Annotated in this window: 22 protein-coding genes; 15 read left to right on the forward strand and 7 right to left on the reverse strand. The window is 40.4% G+C overall.

The genetic code is table 11. The features are described 5' to 3' along the window. Positions 1–45: 45 nt before the first annotated feature. The 10 genes from MOMA_RS05400 (at position 46) to MOMA_RS05445 (ending at position 13348) form a co-directional block, all read left to right on the forward strand. A complete protein-coding gene (locus tag MOMA_RS05400; RefSeq protein ID WP_009767596.1) occupies positions 46–2163 on the forward strand; it encodes a cytochrome c biogenesis protein CcdA in 2118 nt (705 codons plus the stop codon). Between the two features lie 139 nt (positions 2164–2302). Next, on the forward strand, positions 2303–3688 hold the full coding sequence (locus MOMA_RS05405) for a phospholipase A (RefSeq protein WP_009767597.1): 1386 nt from the start codon (positions 2303–2305) through the stop codon (positions 3686–3688). 7 nt (positions 3689–3695) lie between these two features. Beyond that, a complete protein-coding gene (locus MOMA_RS05410) occupies positions 3696–4505 on the forward strand; it encodes a ComF family protein (protein WP_227498094.1) in 810 nt (269 codons plus the stop codon). A gap of 233 nt (positions 4506–4738) precedes the next feature. Beyond that, complete coding sequence (locus MOMA_RS09570; RefSeq protein ID WP_009767599.1) at positions 4739–5215, forward strand: pilus assembly FimT family protein; 477 nt, start codon at positions 4739–4741, stop codon at positions 5213–5215. Further along, positions 5212–5775: a type IV pilus modification protein PilV gene (gene pilV / locus MOMA_RS05420; protein WP_009767600.1), complete on the forward strand. Its 564-nt coding sequence runs from the start codon at positions 5212–5214 to the stop codon at positions 5773–5775. The genes MOMA_RS09570 and pilV overlap by 4 nt, the downstream gene beginning before the upstream one ends. Further along, complete coding sequence (locus MOMA_RS05425) at positions 5775–6734, forward strand: PilW family protein (protein ID WP_009767601.1); 960 nt, start codon at positions 5775–5777, stop codon at positions 6732–6734. Before pilV ends, MOMA_RS05425 begins: the two co-directional genes overlap by 1 nt. Positions 6735–6822: 88 nt before the next feature. Beyond that, positions 6823–7638 carry a hypothetical protein gene (locus tag MOMA_RS05430; RefSeq protein ID WP_009767602.1) on the forward strand — a complete coding sequence of 272 codons (816 nt, stop codon included), beginning with the start codon at positions 6823–6825 and terminating at the stop codon, positions 7636–7638. Between the two features lie 70 nt (positions 7639–7708). Continuing rightward, positions 7709–12355 carry a pilus assembly protein gene (locus MOMA_RS05435; protein WP_009767603.1) on the forward strand — a complete coding sequence of 1549 codons (4647 nt, stop codon included), beginning with the start codon at positions 7709–7711 and terminating at the stop codon, positions 12353–12355. Positions 12356–12371: 16 nt separating this feature from the next. Continuing rightward, positions 12372–12914, forward strand: a complete 543-nt coding sequence (locus MOMA_RS10065; protein WP_009767604.1) for a prepilin-type N-terminal cleavage/methylation domain-containing protein — start codon at positions 12372–12374, stop codon at positions 12912–12914. Then, the gene (locus MOMA_RS05445) at positions 12914–13348 is read left to right on the forward strand and encodes a type IV pilin protein (protein ID WP_009767605.1); all 435 of its coding nucleotides are present in this window, start codon (positions 12914–12916) and stop codon (positions 13346–13348) included. Before MOMA_RS10065 ends, MOMA_RS05445 begins: the two co-directional genes overlap by 1 nt. Positions 13349–13376: 28 nt before the next feature. On the opposite strand, the gene MOMA_RS05450 is transcribed toward MOMA_RS05445, so the two are convergent. Then, positions 13377–14345: an IS110 family transposase gene (locus tag MOMA_RS05450; protein ID WP_040625123.1), complete on the reverse strand. Its 969-nt coding sequence runs from the start codon at positions 14343–14345 to the stop codon at positions 13377–13379. 275 nt (positions 14346–14620) lie between these two features. Here MOMA_RS05450 and MOMA_RS05455 point away from each other — a divergent pair, with 275 nt between their 5' ends. After that, positions 14621–14989 (forward strand): pilin, encoded by a 369-nt coding sequence (locus MOMA_RS05455; protein WP_152411769.1) that lies wholly within the window; start codon positions 14621–14623, stop codon positions 14987–14989. Positions 14990–15058: 69 nt separating this feature from the next. Here MOMA_RS05455 and MOMA_RS05460 read toward each other — a convergent pair whose 3' ends face one another. After that, complete coding sequence (locus tag MOMA_RS05460) at positions 15059–15508, reverse strand: pilin (protein WP_009767608.1); 450 nt, start codon at positions 15506–15508, stop codon at positions 15059–15061. Between the two features lie 338 nt (positions 15509–15846). Between MOMA_RS05460 and MOMA_RS05465 the strand changes: the two genes are divergently transcribed. Further along, the gene (locus tag MOMA_RS05465) at positions 15847–16326 is read left to right on the forward strand and encodes a pilin (protein ID WP_009767609.1); all 480 of its coding nucleotides are present in this window, start codon (positions 15847–15849) and stop codon (positions 16324–16326) included. A gap of 82 nt (positions 16327–16408) precedes the next feature. On the opposite strand, the gene MOMA_RS05470 is transcribed toward MOMA_RS05465, so the two are convergent. Further along, positions 16409–16786 (reverse strand): pilin, encoded by a 378-nt coding sequence (locus tag MOMA_RS05470; RefSeq protein WP_009767610.1) that lies wholly within the window; start codon positions 16784–16786, stop codon positions 16409–16411. A 23-nt stretch (positions 16787–16809) separates the two neighbouring features. Beyond that, the gene (locus MOMA_RS05475) at positions 16810–17652 is read right to left on the reverse strand and encodes an Rpn family recombination-promoting nuclease/putative transposase (RefSeq protein WP_009501487.1); all 843 of its coding nucleotides are present in this window, start codon (positions 17650–17652) and stop codon (positions 16810–16812) included. Positions 17653–17714: 62 nt separating this feature from the next. On the opposite strand from MOMA_RS05475, the gene MOMA_RS05480 reads away from it, so the two are divergent. Continuing rightward, positions 17715–18137: a pilin gene (locus MOMA_RS05480; protein ID WP_009501488.1), complete on the forward strand. Its 423-nt coding sequence runs from the start codon at positions 17715–17717 to the stop codon at positions 18135–18137. Positions 18138–18206: 69 nt separating this feature from the next. Here the strand turns inward: MOMA_RS05480 and MOMA_RS05485 are convergent, their stop codons facing one another. Beyond that, positions 18207–18635, reverse strand: coding sequence for a pilin (locus MOMA_RS05485; protein ID WP_009767611.1), 429 nt, complete (start codon positions 18633–18635; stop codon positions 18207–18209). Positions 18636–18697: 62 nt separating this feature from the next. On the opposite strand from MOMA_RS05485, the gene MOMA_RS05490 reads away from it, so the two are divergent. Beyond that, positions 18698–19576: an Rpn family recombination-promoting nuclease/putative transposase gene (locus tag MOMA_RS05490; protein ID WP_009767612.1), complete on the forward strand. Its 879-nt coding sequence runs from the start codon at positions 18698–18700 to the stop codon at positions 19574–19576. Positions 19577–19599: 23 nt separating this feature from the next. Then, complete coding sequence (locus MOMA_RS05495) at positions 19600–19995, forward strand: pilin (RefSeq protein ID WP_083874848.1); 396 nt, start codon at positions 19600–19602, stop codon at positions 19993–19995. An 83-nt stretch (positions 19996–20078) separates the two neighbouring features. On the opposite strand, the gene MOMA_RS05500 is transcribed toward MOMA_RS05495, so the two are convergent. Further along, entirely contained in the window at positions 20079–20495 is a 417-nt protein-coding gene (locus tag MOMA_RS05500) for a pilin (protein WP_051012695.1), read from the reverse strand. Beyond that, positions 20495–21337, reverse strand: coding sequence for an Rpn family recombination-promoting nuclease/putative transposase (locus MOMA_RS05505; RefSeq protein ID WP_009501487.1), 843 nt, complete (start codon positions 21335–21337; stop codon positions 20495–20497). Before MOMA_RS05505 ends, MOMA_RS05500 begins: the two co-directional genes overlap by 1 nt. Between the last annotated feature and the right edge of the window lie 157 nt (positions 21338–21494).

The raw sequence follows: 21494 nt of genomic DNA on the forward strand, positions 1-21494 counted from the left end.
AAAGACTAAAGATAACCTTTTATTGGTTATGAATTGAGTAATTGTATGACTTTTTTGCCAAAAAAACTTAAAAAATCTGTCTTAGTCGGTATCTTATTAGCGACCCATTTAACCACGCCAATTGCCCATTCTGATGGGCTTGGCGACTTGTTTGGCAATACCACAAAAACAAGCGATATTTTACCTGCCGATCAGGCCTTTCGGGTATTTCCTACTCAAAAAGGCAATGTTATCAGTGTGCGTGTTGAGGTGCAAGACGGCTACTATGCCTATCAAGACAAACTAAAACTTGACTTGCCAGCTGGTGTAAGTGCAACGCCTTTTAGCTTTAGCATTGAACCAAAATTTGTCGATGATCCGGATTTTGGGCGTGTTGCTGTGTTTGAAAAAACCTTTACCGCTACTTCGACCTTGACAAGCGATGTCAAAATTGACAAAGTCCAAGCGGCGGTAAAATGGCAAGGTTGTGCCAAAGCGGGCTTGTGCTATCCACCTGAAAAAACCAATTTTAGCATACAAAATTTATCCGCTAATGTAGAAAAAGCACAAAACAATCAACAAAAAAACCAACAAGACAGTCAACAAGACAGTCAACAAGCTGATGTAAAAAAATCATCAAAACAAGCGGTTGCTACAAGTACAGCAGCAGCAAGCACGGCTACAGCCACAAATTTGGCTGCTCAAACCGAAATGCCTGAAAAAACCAGTCAAATGAATGAAAATCAGGTTGCCAGTGTGGCTATGGTTGATAATGCGTCAGCTTTAGCCGAAACCGCGTCAAGCACAAGTGTGGCTTTAGCTTCACCAGATACGTCATCACAAAACGCATCTGCTCAAGCCACAACTCAAGCCACAACAAAGCAAAATTCTGTAAGTTTAGATGTCAGCAGCCAAGATCAAGATATTTTTGGATTGGCGGATCATACAGGACTTGCATTGATGTTGTTATTTTTGGCGGGTTTAGGGCTTGCGTTTACGCCTTGTGTGTTGCCTATGTTGCCAATTGTTGCCAATATTGTGGCACGTCAGCATAATCCAACGGCCAAAAAAGGACTGCTGTTAACTGGCGGTTATGGGCTTGGCGTTGCGACCAGTTATGGCTTAATTGGAGCATTGATAGCGGTATTTGGACAGTCGCTTGGTGTGATAACTTGGCTACAAAACCCCAAAATTTTGTTAAGTTTTGCGTTATTGTTTGTGTTGCTTGGCTTATATATGTTGGATTTTTTGCCAATTCGTTTGCCTGCACGTTTAAGCATGAAATTGCAAGGTTTAACTCAAGTTGGTGAAAACCGTTTGGGTAGTGTAACAGGCAGTTTTGTTACAGGGTTTTTTTCAGCCTTGGTGGTATCACCTTGTGTGTCTGCACCGCTTGCAGGGGCATTGGCAGGCGTGGCGACTGTTGGTAATCCTGTGATTGGTTTTTTTGCCTTATTTATGCTTGGACTTGGACTTTCTACGCCGTTGATTTTGCTTGGAGCAACTCAAGGCAACTTTATGCCAAAAGCAGGCGAGTGGATGAATTGGGTCAAAACTGGCTTTGCTTTGATGATGTTTGCTGTAGCCTTGTTGATGACAGAACGCGTGTTTATTAGCAGTCTTATGTTGGCATTGTGGGCGGTGTGGTTTGCAGTGGTGGCAATTTGGGCGTATCACTGGCAAGGACGTGGCCAGCTTTTAAGCAAAGCGATTGCACTGATTTTTGCACTTTGGACAACAGTTTTGGTACTTGGCGTGGCATTGGGTAGTACTGACAATTGGCAACCACTAAAACCGTTAACAAATCAACAAGTTAGCACACAAGCTGGTCAACAAGCAACCAAACAGAATGCGCCGATAAAAATTCATAAATTATCCGAACTTGAACCATTGTTGGCACAATATCCAAATGTATTGGTAGATGTAACCGCTGATTGGTGTATTGAATGTCGGATTATGGAGAAAACGTTGTTTGCCAATCCGCCTGCAACATTGGCAAATTGGCAGGTTGTCAAGCTAGATGTTACCGAAAATACGCCCGATAGCAAAGAAGTGTATCAACAACTACAAGTATTTGGCCCGCCTGTGTTGTTGTACTTTCAAAATGGTAAATTGGCAGAGCGTCAAAATGGCGAAACCAAACGTGCTGATTTTGAAGCTGCATTAAACAAACTGTCTCAATAACAAACCACTCCAACAAGGTTATTCACCGTTAAGGCTACTAACTTAACGGTGAATAACACTTTAAAAAACAATTGAGTTTTTGCGATGATTGTGTCAAAATATTGCGTTATTTTTCGCTGCTTTAAATCAGGGCATTATCATGAGCATGGCAAATTTGGTTTTTGTTCGTACTTCATTGTTAACATTGTCAAGTTTATCGTTAATGATGTTAAGTATTTCTGCACAATCTACAACGTCTGAACAATCTACAACGCAAACATCTCAAACAACCAACCAAACCGATGAAGCTACTATCCAAACCCAAGCGGATAAATTTTTTCAATGCTCGCAAATTGGTGATAGTGTGTTGCGTTTGGCCTGTTATGATAAAATTGCAGCTGGTGATGCCACTCTTGTGCAAAAAATACCGCTTGATTTAAGTAAAACGGTTAGTAACAGTATCCACGCAGGCAAAGTAGCCCCAGTGCTTGTCAATGGCAAACAAGTCGATCTAAACCGAGCAACCGTACTTAAATCTATTACAAATCAATCTCTTACAAATGTCTCCAATAACAACCAAAATCCGCCAAACCAAACCAACGCCGAAATTGACCCAATTGCCACAACCGAAAGCGTGCAAAAAGCCAACGCCCATTTAGATACCATGCCGGATAAAGACCGCGAAATTTTACAAGCGGTTGGCGTGAATCAAGACGATGTGGTAAGTTATACGCCATTAAGCCAGATGTTTGATTTGGATCGCAATGATCCTGCAGGGTTGTTTACTTTACGGCCGTATTATCAGACGTATTTTTTACCGATTTTTGCCCACAAAAATCCAAACGAAACCCCACATTCACCGACACAAGTTATCCCTGACAATTACCCTGATTTGCAGCACATTGAAAGCAAAATGCAATTGTCCTTAAAAACCAAAATGCTACAAGATGTATTTCACACCAATGCTGATGTTTGGTTTGGTTATACGCAGCAGTCTTATTGGCAAGTGTATAATGACAATGTATCACGCCCATTTCGTGTGTCCGATTATCAACCAGAGATTTTTATCACGCAGCCTGTTAAGGCGGATTTGCCCTTTGATGGTGATTTGCGTATGATCGGAGCGGGGCTTGTACATCAATCCAATGGACAATCCGATCCATTGTCGCGTTCATGGAATAGGGCGTATCTGATGGGTGGTATGGAATGGGGCAAACTTACGGTGGTACCCAGAGCATGGCTGATTTTTCCAAGTTTAAAACCAAAGCCCAGAAGAAACAATGAAGATATTGGTGATTATATGGGTTATGGTGATATTCGTTGGCAATATCCGCTGTCTAATAAAGACACAATTGGTGGCCTTGTGCGTTTTAATCCGCTAACAGGCAAAGGTGCAGCCCAGGTTGAGTACGCTCGCCCCATTCGTGGTAGTATGAAAGCCTATGTGCAACTGTTTCACGGCTATGGTGAAAACATTCAAGACTACAATCACGAAAGCACCAATATCGGTGTTGGACTGATGTTTAACGATTTTTCAGGATTGTAATGTGTTAATGCCAAAAGCGTGGTGGCAGTTGCCTTTTGCAGGGGCGTTGGTGTTGCATGCCAAATTTTTTAATCAATGCCAACTTTGCCAGTTAAATCATTGCCAACCTTTGTCGATTGATAATGTCAAACATCGCAACAATTCACATTGGTTTAACCGTTTGCAATTTTTATGCGTTGATTGTCATCAGCGTATCTTATGGCAACAGTCTGTTTTTTCTATAAATACTGATTTTGCCAGTGGTGCTGCTCACCCTGTTATTCAAGGCATTGCCAGCAGTTTTTATGATTATCCGCTTAATCATGCGATGACTGAATTTAAAAACCATCACGAACTGCGTAAGCTTATGGTGCTTGTGCATGCCATTCGCCAATTGGATTTGCCACACGGTTGTCATGCACAAAACAGTGCAATTGTCATTGTGCCAACCACCAAACAGCGTTTAATCGAGCGTGGTTTTAATCCTTTATTTATGCTAACTTTATATTTAAGTTTTCATTGGCAAATTCCGATTTTTACCCAAATCAAACGCGAAGAACGCCACCATCAACAAGGGCTTAGCCGTACACAGCGCCTTGATAATGTCAAAAATGCGTTTTATGTTACAACAATGCCACAAGTAAAAAATCCACGGATAAAAAATCTGATTTTGTTTGATGATGTAGTAACCACAGGAGCAACGTTACAAGCGGTACTTGAAAGTTTATTTAACCAAATTAAACCAAGTGCAAATGCCAGCCCTTATCCGTATCAGATCCACGCTCGAGCGATTTTGCATGGACGCCTTGGCTTTGATAAAAAAATGATGATTTTGTAGAATGATTAATTTTGTCTAAAAACACTTTACCCCCCGAAACCTTTTATCACATAATCATTAACAATTAAACTTATTTTTGTTATAATTATGATATATTTTTACAATTTGTCAAAACCTAAGATTTTTGCTAGTCTTACAATGTATTGTGATACGGTATATTTTTTGCAGTGCTTTTTGCAATATGCTTTTTGCAATATATTGTATTATTATTTTTATTAATTTAAGAGAAGCTTATGAGACATTCTGTCAATCAGTCGGGTTTTACGCTGATAGAGCTGATGGTAACCATTGCGATTATAGCTATTATCGCAGGTATGGCATATCCGAGCATGCAGCGTCAAATTGCCACCATGCGCCTACAAAACGCCGTTAACACAGCCGAGATGATGTTAAAACAAGCACGCGTAGAAGCAATGACGACACGCCAAAACATTACCGTTGCTATGACACCATCAACAAGCAATGCCCCTGCTGTGCTTAAAGTTAGCAAACAACAAGATTTTACATTTGACAGTGGCGTAACGGTTACCCAACAAAATACAGGCAACATCACCATTACAGGGCAAAAAACCGCCCAAGGTTCATCGAAGTCAAGCCCCTTGCCTAAGTATGATTTTTGTTACAAAGATTTGGCATCTGATAAATACACCGTGAGTATTGATGCCTTGACAAACGTTAGGGTAACCGCCACGAAAGGGGGCTGTTCGTGATACAAGTGCGATTAAACCAAGCACAACAAGGCGCAGGGTTGGTTGAGATATTGGTTGCTTTATTGTTATTGGCAATTGCAGTTTTGGGTTTTGGTGCGATGCAAATCACCGCGGTAAAAGCCACGGACGAAAGCGTGATTCGAAGCCGTGCGTTAACCGTCATGCGTGGCGGTGCTGAAATGATGCGTGCCAATCCTGAAGGTATTGCTGAATTTGAAAAAGCCCTAAAAAACGGCAATTATCCCGGTATCACCAAAGACAGCTGTACCGATATCAATAAACCTTGCACCATCAATCAACTGGCAGCAAGAGACGCATTGGCGTTAAAAGAATTTGCTGATAGCAACGATGTACGCATCGAAATGGGCGATTGTGTTGGCACAAAAACCACAGGGCTACCCATCAAATGCTTAACTGCCAGTTGGGGAGATACCGCCCCCATCTATGACAATTCGGCGGACAAAACCACCTACAAAGGGATAAAAGATTTAACCCCTTGTGCCAAAGCAAACGGTGAATATCACCCCGGTGCTCGGTGCTTTATTATGGAGGCATATTAATGAAAGCGGTACAAACAAAAGCCACCCATCACGTCCAAACTGGTTTTACATTAATTGAACTGATGATCTCACTGGTATTGGGTTTATTGATTGTGGCGGCGATCACGCAGATTTACATCACCATGGTTCGTACCGATTTGGTGCAACGCGGTGCAGGCGAGATCGGTGATGTGAGTATTTTTGGCATTCAAAACGTCGAACAAAAACTACGCATGGCAAATCTTGGCAATCCTGAAAACAACATTCATCAGGAAACTGATAAAGGTGGCGTGGTACTTTCACAAAAAAACATCGGCGGAGCACAAAATAGCGTTGATAAAAAATATTTTACTCACAATCCAACTTCTAAATCAGATGATGACGGTGTATCTGGCACGGACAAACCCAGTGATACTCTTACCATTCAATACATCAATGTAACCGGTGCACCGATGATCGATTGTGAAAGCAATGTGGTTGATGTAAATGATCACGTTATTGAGCGTTATTTTTTACGTAAAAGTCAGGTAAATGGTGCAACAGGCCTTGCTTTGGCGTGCGATGCAGGGCGTGTAGATTATCGAGGTATTGTTACGGGTACAAAAGCCACTGGTACAAAAGTATTTGGCGATAGTGGTAGCGAAATGGTACTCAATGTTGAGCAGTTTAAAGTACTGCTTGGCGTGCAAAAAAAAGACACAGGGCAAATGGTATACATTTCACCGAGTGCATATACCGCAGTAACCAACAAAAATTTTGAAAAAGCCCCCATTGTTGCGATTCGTTTTGGTATGATAGTGCGTAGTGATAAACCGATTATTGGTACAGACATTCCCAATACCGCGATCAAGGTTTTAGGTGAGGACAATACCCCCACAGATTCAGCAAGTTACATTCGCAAAGTTTATGAATCGACCTCCATGCTTCGCAATGCTCGCGTGATTAAAATCACCGTAGACAACGCCTCCGAAACGTTTTAAGCGGTAAAGATTAAGAAAGCAGTAAAAAAAGTTAAGAGTTAAAAAAAGAGTTAAGAGTTAAAAAAAGAGTTAAGAGTTAAGGAATCGCATGACACACCCACCAACCCACCCGCCGAGAATCCACCGCCCAACACAGCAAGGGGCGGCCTTGATTGTTGTGCTGCTGATGCTGGTTTTGATTATGATAGTTGGTGTAGCGGCAGTACGGCGCAGCAACACCAATTTAAAACTTGCCACAAGCGATCAGATGAACACCTTATTGCTCCAAGGGGCGGACGGGGCAAATTTAAAATTAGAACAAATGGTTAACGGCAGTCCAGATTCTCAAGCCTACTTGGATATCACCGCCAATAACGGCATTTTAGGGCATTTTTTTGATGATGAAGCCCAAAAAGATGAACTGATCTATTGTTACAATCCCAGACATTTACAAAGCCTAACCAATAACGCACGCATTATCCGTGGCAGTGGCAATTTGGTAGGTTTTGAAAAAGGCTACTGTAACCCTAACTTAAAAGACAACTACATCAGCGAGCGCAGCACCGTACTCACTCAAGTCAGTATCACCCCAAGCCCTATAGATGATTCTGGTGAAGCCTATGGCCGCGTTGCGATTGGCCGTGATATCAATGCAGGATCAGCCGAGCAGGGCAGCCAAAAAAGCCGCTATGACTTTGATGTGCGATCCACCGCCGGCATTCCGGCTTATAATGATGTTGCCAAATGTTTTGAAAACAGCAGTGTTAACAATACCACATTACAAGCCTGTTTAACCAAACAGGGCGTACCACAAAAACAGCTGTTTTCTCAAGTACAACTGGAGCATGTATCGGGTAAAATCCGTTGCATTCCCTTTGGTGTGGGTACTGGGAAGTATCTGCATACAAAATGCACCCCAGCTTAATTAATTAAAATGCAAAAACGCAAAGTAAAATTGTAAAAAGTTTTAGATGTTTAGATGTAAGGAATTCACCATGAAATTATCACACAATCACGCCCTAGCCGCTCCAACGCTAAAGTTTTTAACTCTGGCGGTATCTGCGCTGATGGTAACTGCGGTACAGGCGGACACAGGCGGTGATGCAGGCAGCAGCGGTATCCGCCATGTGGGTGATCTTGAGATTTACCAATCTGCTCAAGGTGCGTCGCCACGTCTGATGATGATGATCGATACTTCAGGGTCTATGGGGATTAGCTCGCTTGTGATTCCAAAAAATAACCAATACGGAAGCCCCGGCGATGTAGACTCGCCACTGTGTGAAAAGGGTTATAATAACGAAGTGGCGGATGTTACATATTGGAGGTTTAATTACCATATTTCGCTCGGTATGAGTAAGGCTCATGAGACAACAAGGAATGGCATTCCACAATGGAAATACGATGCTCCGCCTAAAGCTGAAAGCGTAACTATTAATGGTAAAACTCACAATTGGCATATGCGTGGTTGTTATAATCGAAATGGTACTACAAAAACAAGTCAAATTACTTACGATCGGTTATCACGGCTTAAAAAAGCCATGATCGACTTATTGGCAAGTGATAAGATCAAAGACGATGTGGTGATGGGTTTGGGGCATTATTCCTCTTATACTCCTTATAAAGTGGCAGACACGCAAAACCGCTTGGTCGACAGCCATTCAGGTACGATCTTGGTTGAGGCCGCTCCGTTAACCCCGGCACACCGCGAAAAATTGATTAAAGCCTTGATTGACTTTAAAGCCGTCGATGCCTTTACCGATGAAGACGGCAAATCCAATACCGACCGAGCCATTACCAGTCTTAAACAGCCAGAACACTACAGAGTCGCCGGCGGTACTCCCACTGCCCACGCGTATGCTGAAGTGGGGGCGGCCATGCTTGGACAAAATACCGGCAGTGTATTTAATTATTTAGCCAAAGATAAAACCGTGGATTTGGTCTATGATGGTTATTCAGTACTGATAGGGCGAAAAGAAGACTATTTTACCAAAGAGAATACAGAGCCTTTATATTATCTGTGCAACCAACTTGGCTCAAAACTTCCTACCACTAAGGCCTTAGGAAGCTCATATAATAACGTTGTACAATGTATCAACAACTGGGGTCATTATGATGTTACTTATGATTACAATGTCAGCGTATATTATGGCGGCGGTAAAGTCAACAATGATGATGCCAAAAAAGCCAAAAGTACACAGTTTGGTAATTTACTGGGCGGCTGGCGGCGCGTCCCTCATGAACCCTTAGACACTGAAACCGTTACCGCCAAGGTGTGGAATAGCCCTTACGGTGATAATCTGGTAACCTACCGCACCAGTCCATTTGCCATTAAACAAAAAGCCATTCCCAAAAAAGGCTGTCCTGCTGGGCAAGATGCCACTACTGATGGCACACAATGTAAGCGTTATACTCAACTGCGAGGTCATTTTGTAACAGGTGCATGTGCTGCTGAGACATACAAAGATGGTGCGCGTTATACCTACTTAAGAAAAGATGACGGATGGAATACAATTTGTCATTATATGAATACCTATACCATGCCCACTATTAACGACTACGTCCCTGACGAAGATGGCTATAACATGGGCGGTTTTGACTATTCAGTGGCCGCCTCTAAAAACGGTAATAACTATAAAAAAGTCGCCGCCGACACCCAGTGCAGCGGTAACGGTATCTTCTTTTTAACCGATGGAGCGCCTAACTCCACACGCCCTGCCATTGCCGCCAATATTATGAATTTATCCTTAGGCGGAGCAAATACTACGTACGGTAACTTTACCAGTACGCCTCCGACAGGCGGATTGACATCACCAAAACTCAACACATCACTGTTTGAAGGTGAAACCGGCGGTTGGGAATATATCGGTGAATACGCAAAACGCCTAAAAGACCCCACCAAAAACCCCGCAGGCGTCAGTATCAAAACCGCCGTGGCAGGGTTTGGTTCATCATTTGCAGGGCTTACCAAAAAATCCGACGGCAGTTATGACTGTAATACTCAAGGGGCAACCGAAGACGCCAAAAACGCCTGTAAATGGGGACAAAAAGGCGAGGGTTACGGCGAGGGCGGATTTTTCTATACCCAGTCATCTGATGACATCTCAAACAGTATCCAAAACTTTATTAACGAGCTAAATAACACCATTCCGGCATCGCCATCAGGCACGGTTACCATTCCAAAAGATCCTTACCGCGCCATTGGTGAATTGCCTTATGCTCTGATGCCAAGTTTAGAATCACAGCTTAGCAATGACACGCGCCTGGCAAACATCTGGCCGGGCAACATCAAAAAATACAGCCTAAACGACGGTACATTAATGGGTAGGGATAGAACTTCACTGTTTGTCAATGTAGCAGGGGATCTGAACGCCAAGGCCAAAGACTTTTGGCAACTAGAAAACCACGCCCTAACGGATTCCAGTGGGGTAAAAACCGAGGCGAACAGTTCGGTATTTGCAGGCGGTATCTATGAGGGCTTAACCACCCCGCGTAGCAACAAATATCAAAAAAGCCGTGTAATTTGGGTAGAAGATTTAGAATCAAAAGACTCAACCAAAACTGTGCTAAGAGATTTATACGTAGAGGGTGCAATAGGCATACCACATGGTTTTGACAAATTGGTTGATAAAACCACTTATAGCCGTGAAAACCAAATCAAATTGCTTCAGTTTTTAGGCTATAGCAAAGCACAAGTACCAGGTGAGGGGCAACAATTATTAGAAAATCTACTAACTGATCCAAGGCTTAAAACCAAAGAAGTAAAAGATCTTACCTTAATCCACCCAAACAAAGAAATCAAAGTCCTAGGGGCGACGATTCACTCAAAACCCGTGGTTGTGTCTTACGGTGCCAAACTTAAAGACGGTCGCGTACAAAACAATGAGCGTGATGATTATGCCTTGTTTGGTTCGATGGACGGCGTGTTACACCTAGTCAATGCCAAAGACGCAGCCAGTAACAATAACGGCGGTTTAGAAAAACTGGCGATCATTCCGCGCATTATGATGCAAACACAGCCTGATGCCTTGGTGCCTAATTCTCGCTACAGCATTTCAAATGATCGTCAAGCAGCCACGCCGTATTTTGGTATTGATGGACATTGGACGGTTAAAAACGCCTATAAGTACGATTATCCAAACAATGAAGTAAAAACCACTTCTGTGTACGCTTACGGCGGTATGCGTTTGGGCGGTAAGGGCTTATTAGGCTTTAATTTAACCGACGCAGGCAAGCCAGAAGTTGCTTTTGGCAACAAATCTTTGATCGATGACAAAACTCCGGGTTTTGAACGCATAAGCCATATTTTTAATCAGCCCAGTGTTGGCAAAATGAAAGTTGGCAACGATATCAAAGAAGTGCTAATTTTTGGTGGCGGTTATGACATGTGTTACGAAAACCAAAAATTCCAAATCGGTATGCCAAAAGAAGTTAAAAAAACCGATGCCAAACCCGAAATTGACGAAAAATGCACCGCTAAAACCGAAGCCGACGGCAATGCAGTCTACATCGTCGATGCCAAAACCGGCTCACTGTTATGGACAGCTTCATCATCAAGCCCTAGAACCAACACCACCAACGCCCAAACCAAACAAGTCAGCGAAATGAAACACAGCATTGTTGGTGGCATAACCGCCTTGGATCGCAACAATGACGGTACGATCGATCAGTTGTATTTTGCAGATCTGGGCGGTCAACTCTTCCGTGCCGATTTTAAAGATGGCGAGATTAAAAATGACAAAAATTCAGGGCGTGTTACTCGGTTGTTAAAAGACAATCAGGAAAATACTCAATTTGCCCGCCGTTTTTATGAACGCCCCAATGTCAGTTTTTACCGCAACAATGGTAAATTATTGGCAATGATTAACGTAATTTCAGGCGATAGAAGTTCTCCTTTGTCAAAAATCCGCAATACGCACGAAAATGCCGATCGCATTTATGGCATTATCGATACCGATGTTACCAAACCGGATAAAGAGTACTATAAAGACGATTTTACTTTTAAAATCAAAGATCTATCAGCAACTGATTCAAAAATGGTTGACATGACTCAAAGCTTTGATTTTCGTATAAAACAAGAACAAGAAATGAAAAAAGGCAATGTTAATGCGTGGTATTACCCCTTAACCAAATTTGACGGCTTTGACAAGGTGAATTACTCAAAAGGCGTTGGGCGTAGCGAAGTGGTTGGACATCAGCTGTTTACCACTGTGTACAATCCAGATATGAGTTACAGCAACGCAGGATCTTGTAGTACAAAAATCGTTGGCGGATCTGAAAGACAGATGTACTGCTTGCCTTGGGGCGTTTGTTATCACGATGACAAAAAAACCAGAGCAACCGAAAACGGCACAGGTGGTTATGAGCGTGCAGGGCAGGGGATTCAAGAGTTAAATTTTGGCCCGCGTAGCCAAAAACAAGCCAATCAGCGTCTACTGATCGGCACACGCTCAATGAGTGAAATCCTAAAAACCGACAATCGCACCAATTTTAATAAAGATACAAAGAAAAAAGCCAATGTTGTTGGTGAAATTGGTTTACAACAACAAACAGGCGTGCAAGACAACGGCGGTAGTGGTACTATGGAGCGTAATATTTACATGGAGCGTTACATCTTAACCCCAAACCGTTGGTTTGAACAATAACAAAAAGGATAACACCATGCAAACACAAATCCGAGGTTTTACACTGATAGAGTTGATGACTGTGGTGGCAATTATCGCAATTTTAGCGGCCATTGCCATTCCATCTTATCGTCAATTTGCAGTAACCAATGCTGAGGCCGAAGTGCAGGCCAAAATGCAGCAGTTGGAAGTGGAGTTAAACGGTTGGCGAGCTTCCGCCTTGACGTATCGTGGTTTTTTTCCCAAAAAACCCAAAACCGACGGCGGTGTAACGTATGCTTATGACGAAACCGACAACAAAACCATCTATATGCCAACAGGATCTACCGCCAACAACTACCGCTACAAAATCCAACTGGTCGATGGTGTTAACCCTGCTAAGAGCTTGGTAACCAATACTGGCGATCTTAATCAAGCCACCGGACGCAGTTGGCAAATGTATGCCGAGCCTAATAAAAACTTAACTGGGGCGAGTAAGTTTTTGTTTACCAGTGTTGGCATGCGCTGTAAAGCCAAAACAGGCACAGACAGTATTACAGTTACATCAAATAACTGTGGCACGGCCTCGGAGAAATGGTGATGACAATGCAAAAAAGGCATAAAAACCAACGTGGGTTTAGCTTGATTGAGATCGTGATTGTTGTGGCGATTATTGGCATTTTGGCTGCTATTGCCTTGCCAAGCTATCAGCGTTATGTTATCAAAACCAAACGCACCGATATGATGACCGAACTACAAAATATTGCCAATACCATTGAGTCCAAAAAATTGGCTTTGGGTAGTTATGATCGGGTAAAATTACCGTCCACTGTTACAGGCAATTTTCCAAGAAGTGGCACGGCCCTATATACAGTTAGTGTAAGCACACCGCTAACCGCCAAATGGGAATTAAAAGCCACTCCAAAAGTAGGCGGCCAAATGCAAGAAGATGGTGAATTGACCCTATCAGCCAATGGCACAAAATGTCGTATGGCAAAAACAGGTAAAAAATGTGGCAGTGATTGGAATGATTGACCCATTGGCATGATCGGCTAAAAGTTTACTATGCAAATTGTTTGTGTCGCTTTGGATCAAAAGGTGTGTTGGTTTTGATCACCATATAGCAAATGCTCAAAAGTTTACGCATGATCGCGACGATCACTTGTTTTTTGCATTTACCATTGGCAAGCAGTCGTCCAACGAACGGCTCAAATGCCCTATGTCGTCCAAAACTTACCACCACTGCTGGCATGTATAAAACTTCACGAATGTCAGGCTGTCCACTGTGGCCGATACTGGCGGTTTTGTAAATGCTGGTGCCAGATTGATACAATCTTGGTGCAAGCCCGGCAAAACTTACCAAATGTTTGGCCGATGCAAAACGAGAGCCATCACCGATAAGTGCCAAAAGGTGCGGAATGGATTTTTTGCCAATGCCCGGAATACTGGCAAGCAGATCGGCACGTATGCTTAGATCGGGGTGTTGGGCAATGGTTTGCCAAATGATGGTATCAAGATGTTTGATTTGGTTTTCCCAAAAACCAATGGTGCTTTGGATAAATACCATATTATGACAACTGGCGGTTTCACTGCGATTTATCTCAACCATAAGTTTGTGTTTGCTGTGTTGTCGTTGTCGCGTGAGACTGGTTAGCTTTTCTTCTATCACCTCTAGCGGTTGCCAAAGGGGCGGATTTTCATGTCGTCCAAATCGAGCCAATAAAGCGGCATCTTGTTTGTCAGTTTTGATACGAATGCCTAAACTTTTGGCATAAGCGTGGATAAAACAAGGGTTGACAACACTCACCAAAAACCCAGATTGATAAGCCCATAATGCTAACGCTTGCCAATAAATATTGGTGGATTCTATAATCAGATGAATGACAAAAGGTGGTGCAATGCGTTTTTTGATATAGTCAGATAAGTTTAAAAACCCTGATAAATGATTGCCAAAAGTGTGATGAAACTGCTGATTGTAATAAACAAAACTGGCATCAAAAGACAGTTTGGCTATGTCTATGCCGATTACCACATGGGTATCAGAAAAACCAGAAGTGCCAGTATCTTGCGTTTGTGGATTTGGCAAATTGTGAAGCTCGTTACGTTATAATTAAGAAACCTAGAAAAACCTATCTGCAGTAGGCTTATGCCCCTCTTGCTCAACCTAGCTTGCGGGTTTTGCCCAAGATACCGACCGAGCTTTTGAATTAGGCATGGGTGTATTTTACTGCAATTGGTTGTAAAATACAAGCGTTTTATTAAAATTTATTATATTTGTTTATTATCAGTATCCTAGCCGCGATTGCTTTGCCTGCGTATCAAGACTACATTGCCAAATCTCAAGTGGCAGAGGCGTTTACGTTGGCTGATGGATTGAAAACGAGTATTGGGACGAATAGACAGAGTGGATCATGTTTTGCTAACGCTGCTACTAGTGCAGGTACTGAGGATAAGATTGTAGGTAAGTATGGTACAGCTACAATTCTGCAAGAAACAAAAACTAAATTAACCTGCGGAATTCATTATAAATTCGATCAAGCTAAAGTTTCTGACTTGCTTAAAAATAAAGAAATTGTGTTGCAACTTGATGAAGCTAGTGGGGCGTTAAAACTTAATAATATGGGTGGTAAGACAAGTAATATTGATACTAAATACCTACCCAGTGCTTTTAGATAAACACTACTTTACTTTAAAAGCAAAAACCCCAATATTACATTGGGGTTTTGTTGTATTAAGGAGTTATGATTATTTGAATGCAGTTGGTAAATATTTTTTAACTTCGTTACTGGTTGTCTTAGAGGCCATATTTTCCAGTTTTAATGTGCCACTAGTCTCATCAAGTTTTAAAACAATCTCTTTGTTTGTAAGCAGATCAGAAACTCCTTTGGAGTTAAATTTATAGTGAATGCCACAAACTAATCCTGCTGTACCTGTAGCCGCCTGTTCAAGTACTGTTGCCTTACCATATTTACCATCAATTTCCTCTACGCCTTTCGTTGCTTTTTTCCCTGATGTATCAGAAAAACAACTCCCATTCTGACGATTGGTTGCAATCGTTGTCTTTAACCCATCTGCTAAAGTAAACGCTTCAGAAACCTGCGACTTAGCAATATAATCCTGATAAGCCGGGATAGCAATCGCGGCTAGGATACTGATATAACTCATCATCTCGTTAATAAACTCAAAAAATGACAAAAATTGTCATAAACTGACAGAACGCCTTGTTGCATAATGTCGGATTGGCTTAAAGATATTTATCGTTAAATTATGCCGTTTATTTTTGTTTTTTTAAATTTTATTCTATTTTTGATAAAAATTTTGCCAAAATTTACCGTTTATCGTGGTTTTTTGCCAAAAATCAATACTTTTTGGGTTATTTTAAAAAGTTGGCATAGCACTTGCAGGACTTAAGATAAGAACAAAAGTTATTCAAGGCGAGGTGCTAAACCGCTAAGCCGAAATTAAACCCTTTGGATAATCTTATACACCTAACTCTAGCATAAGTTTATCCAAACCTAAAAAAGGAGTTCGTTATGAACGCTCAAAAAGGTTTTACACTGATTGAATTAATGATCGTTATTGCTATTATCGGTATCCTAGCCGCGATTGCTATCCCAGCTTATCAGGATTATATTGCTAAGTCGCAAGCATCGGAGATTTTCACCTTAGCGGATGGGCTTAAAACTACTATTGCTACAAATAGACAAAATGGTAGTTGTTTTGCGGATGCCACTAAAAAGACACCAGCAAAAGGTACAGAAGAGATCGATGGTAAATACGGTAAAGCTAAAGTTATTGAAGGGCAAGATACAAAAACCAAGGGCGTACTCTGCGGTATTCACTATAAGTTTAATGCAACTGGCGTGTCTGATTTGATTAAAAACAAAGAAATTATATTAAAACTTGATGAAGATAATGGTAGATTAAAAGCAGAAGCTGTAACTGGATCTAGTGTTACTGTTTCTACCGCTAATCAAGTTGACACTAAATATTTACCAAGTGCTTTTAACTAATTTAGTAGATATATAGTTCTTTAGTAAAAACCCCAACGTAATATTGGGGTTTTTACTGTTTAAGGAAAGGTTAGATAATTTTTTAAGGCTTTTTAAATGCACTTGGTAGGTATTTACTATCAACAGTATTCGTACCACCTGTCATATTCTCCATTTTTAACGTGCCACTATCCTCATCAACTTTCAATGTTATTTCTTTATCTGCAATTAAATCAGAAACTCCTTTTTTCTCAAATTTATACTTAATGCCACAGTTTAATTTATTAGCTTTTGTTTCCTGTAAAATTTCAGCTTTACCGTATTTGCCAGTGATCTTGTCTTCAGTACCTGCAGTAGTGGCGGCGTTAGCATAGCATGTACCATTCTGTCTGTTTGTACCGATGCTGGTTTTAAGTCCGTCTGCTAAAGTAAATGCTTCTGCTACCTGTGAGCGTGCAATATAATTTTGATACGCAGGCAAAGCAATCGCGGCTAGGATACTGATTACAGCTTTTCAATACTGTTTTTATCAAGTCCAGTGGCTTGTATAATCATGTGTATGGGTAACCCTAGGTTTTTAAGTTTTTGGGCGGTTTGTAGGATGCCCTGATTCAACCCATCTTCCCAAGCCACCTGCTTGGCATATTCTTGAGTTGCCATGTTGTCTCTGTAGGTCTTTAGACTTAGTTCATATCGCATCCACTCTTCTCGGTTCATGTTGGCGATTTTGGCTTGTTCAAAGGCTTGTTCAAATACTTCATTGCCGTCAAATACTTGGGGTATCATTTGTAAGTCCTTTAGGTTTTTTAGATAAAATAACCATTTATCAAGGTTTGTGGTTAACTCGTTTTCTCCTTTGTCAAACTTTGGCATCTCAAAGTAGATAAGGGTTAGTTTATCATAAAAGATTTGATTGTTTTGGTCTTTTAGTTGTACTTTATGAATGACTTGTTTGTTTGTGTCATTAAAGCAAAAGTCCAAAATACTAATACAGTATACCGCTTTTAATTGATAATGCCAGTCTTTACCTTTTTTGGCTTGTTCTGTGATGGCAAAGGTTGAGTAGTAAAGGGTTCTGTCTTTAAAGAAAGCTTGTTTGGTTCTTTGTAGTTCTACAATAAACTGCTCACCTGTAATGCTTTCACAAAAGATGTCATAAATGGCTTTGCGGTCATCAATGGTTTCTCCCAATGCTTCTGTGTTTTTAAAGGTTAAATCAGCAATTTGATGATGATCAGGTAAAATGGAGTTTAAAAAGCTGATTAAAAAAGGTTTGGATGCAACTGTGCCAAACAGTCTTTTAAAACCAAAGTCTGTGTAGGGGTTAATAAAGGTTGGGTTTGTCATAAAAGAGTTTCTTAATGGTTTATGTTAATAAAAATTGTAGCATAGAATGATGGTGATTTATAGTGGGTTTGTTTGTTTATGGGTTAATCAGTATCCTAGCCGCGATTGCTTTGCCTGCGTATCAAGACTACATTGCCAAATCTCAAGTGGCAGAGGCGTTTACATTGGCTGATGGATTGAAAACGAGTATTGGGACGAATAGACAGAGTGGATCTTGTTTTTCTAACGGTGCTAGTAGTGCAGGTGCTGATGACAAAACCACAGGTAAGTATGGTACAGCTACAATTCTTCAAGAAACAGGAAAAGATAATAAATTAACCTGCGGAATTCATTATAAATTCGATCAAGTTAAAGTTTCTGACTTGCTTAAGACTAAAGAAATTGTTTTAAAACTTGATGAAAGTAGCGGTACATTGAAGTTAGGAACTGTTAGTTCTAAGTCATCTAACATTGACACTAAATACCTACCAAGTGCTTTTAGATAAATACTACTTTACTTTAAAAGTAAAAACCCCAATATTACGTTGGGGTTTTGTTGTATTAAGGAGTTATGATTATTTGAATGCACTAGGTAAATATTTTTTAACATCAGAAGTACTTGTCTTAGAAGCAACAGTATCCAACTTCAGTGTACCGCTAGTCTCATCAAGTTTTAAGACAATTTCTTTGTTTGTAAGTAGATCTGAAACGCCACTTGCATTAAACTTATAATGAATTCCACAAATTAAACCCACTGTACCTTTTGGCTTTTCCTCAAGAACTGTCGCTGTTCCATATTTACCTGTTAATACCTCTACTCCTGCTGTTGCTGATGTCTTATTATCAAAACAACTCCCATTCTGACGATTGGTTGCAATCGTTGTCTTTAACCCATCTGCTAAAGTAAACGCTTCAGAAACCTGCGACTTAGCAATATAATCCTGATAAGCTGGGATAGCAATCGCAGCTAGGATACTGATTAACCCATAAACAAACAAACCCACTATAAATCACCATCATTCTATGCTACAATTTTTATTAACATAAACCATTAAGAAACTCTTTTATGACAAACCCAACCTTTATCAACCCCTACACAGACTTTGGTTTTAAAAGACTGTTTGGCACAGTTGCATCCAAACCTTTTTTAATCAGCTTTTTAAACTCCATTTTACCTGATCACCATCAAATTGCTGATTTAACCTTTAAAAACACAGAAGCATTGGGAGAAACCATTGATGACCGCAAAGCCATTTATGACATCTTTTGTGAAAGCATTACAGGTGAGCAGTTTATTGTAGAACTACAAAGAACCAAACAAGCTTTCTTTAAAGACAGAACCCTTTACTACTCAACCTTTGCCATCACAGAACAAGCCAAAAAAGGTAAAGACTGGCATTATCAATTAAAAGCGGTATACTGTATTAGTATTTTGGACTTTTGCTTTAATGACACAAACAAACAAGTCATTCATAAAGTACAACTAAAAGACCAAAACAATCAAATCTTTTATGATAAACTAACCCTTATCTACTTTGAGATGCCAAAGTTTGACAAAGGAGAAAACGAGTTAACCACAAACCTTGATAAATGGTTATTTTATCTAAAAAACCTAAAGGACTTACAAATGATACCCCAAGTATTTGACGGCAATGAAGTATTTGAACAAGCCTTTGAACAAGCCAAAATCGCCAACATGAACCGAGAAGAGTGGATGCGATATGAACTAAGTCTAAAGACCTACAGAGACAACATGGCAACTCAAGAATATGCCAAGCAGGTGGCTTGGGAAGATGGGTTGAATCAGGGGATAGAACAAGGTATGGAAAAAGGGATTAAAAAGGGTATCCTACAAACCGCCCAAAAACTTAAAAACCTAGGGTTACCCATACAAATGATTATACAAGCCACTGGACTTGATAAAAACAGTATTGAAAAGCTGTAATCAGTATCCTAGCCGCGATTGCTTTGCCTGCGTATCAAGACTACATTGCCAAATCTCAAGTGGCAGAGGCGTTTACATTGGCTGATGGATTGAAAACGAGTATTGGGACGAATAGACAGAGTGGATCTTGTTTTTCTAACGGTGCTAGTAGTGCAGGTGCTGATGACAAAACCACAGGTAAGTATGGTACAGCTACAATTCTTCAAGAAACAATAATACATTTAACAGGAGCGGATAAGAAATTAAATTGTGGTATTCATTATAAGTTTAATAACAAAGGGGTCTCTGATTTACTGAAAGATAAAGAAATTGTATTAAAAGCTGATGAAGATAGTGGTACTTTAAAATTAGAAAATATGGGTGGTAAAACAAGCAGTGCTGATATTTCAAAATACCTACCAAGTGCGTTTAAAAAATAATTAAAATTAATATTTTTAATTATACATTATAAAAAGAGTAACTTAGGTTACTCTTTTTATTTTTAAGAGCTATTTTGTTTAGATTATTTGAATGCATTAGGCACATATTTAGTATCAATGCTAGATGCCTTGCTACTAACTTGATTGCCAGCACTTGTGGCTAATTTTAATGTTCCATCAGTCTCGTCAAGCTTTAACACAATCTCTTTTCCTGCAATTAAATCAGATACACCAGTTTTGTTAAATGTATAATGAATTCCGCAAACTAATCCTGTTGAACCTGACGGTTTCTGTTCAAGCACTACAGCTTTCCCATACTTTCCTGTTAACTCCTCTGTTCCTGATGCTGCTTTTTTTGTATCAGCAAAACAACTCCCATTCTGACGATTGGTTGCAATAGTTGTCTTTAACCCATCTGCTAAAGTAAACGCTTCAGAAACCTGCGACTTAGCAATATAATCCTGATAAGCTGGGATAGCAATCGCGGCTAGGATACTGATTACAGCTTTTCAATACTGTTTTTATCAAGTCCAGTGGCTTGTATAATCATGTGTATGGGTAACCCTAGGTTTTTAAGTTTTTGGGCGGTTTGTAGGATGCCCTGATTCAACCCATCTTCCCAAGCCACCTGCTTGGCATATTCTTGAGTTGCCATGTTGTCTCTGTAGGTCTTTAGACTTAGTTCATATCGCATCCACTCTTCTCGGTTCATGTTGGCGATTTTGGCTTGTTCAAAGGCTTGTTCAAATACTTCATTGCCGTCAAATACTTGGGGTATCATTTGTAAGTCCTTTAGGTTTTTTAGATAAAATAACCATTTATCAAGGTTTGTGGTTAACTCGTTTTCTCCTTTGTCAAACTTTGGCATCTCAAAGTAGATAAGGGTTAGTTTATCATAAAAGATTTGATTGTTTTGGTCTTTTAGTTGTACTTTATGAATGACTTGTTTGTTTGTGTCATTAAAGCAAAAGTCCAAAATACTAATACAGTATACCGCTTTTAATTGATAATGCCAGTCTTTACCTTTTTTGGCTTGTTCTGTGATGGCAAAGGTTGAGTAGTAAAGGGTTCTGTCTTTAAAGAAAGCTTGTTTGGTTCTTTGTAGTTCTACAATAAACTGCTCACCTGTAATGCTTTCACAAAAGATGTCATAAATGGCTTTGCGGTCATCAATGGTTTCTCCCAATGCTTCTGTGTTTTTAAAGGTTAAATCAGCAATTTGATGATGATCAGGTAAAATGGAGTTTAAAAAGCTGATTAAAAAAGGTTTGGATGCAACTGTGCCAAACAGTCTTTTAAAACCAAAGTCTGTGTAGGGGTTAATAAAGGTTGGGTTTGTCATAAAAGAGTTTCTTAATGGTTTATGTTAATAAAAATTGTAGCATAGAATGATGGTGATTTATAGTGGGTTTGTTTGTTTATGGGTTAATCAGTATCCTAGCCGCGATTGCTTTGCCTGCGTATCAAGACTACATTGCCAAATCTCAAGTGGCAGAGGC

This window comes from Moraxella macacae 0408225, assembly GCF_000320365.1.
GTDB classification, from domain to species: domain Bacteria; phylum Pseudomonadota; class Gammaproteobacteria; order Pseudomonadales; family Moraxellaceae; genus Faucicola; species Faucicola macacae.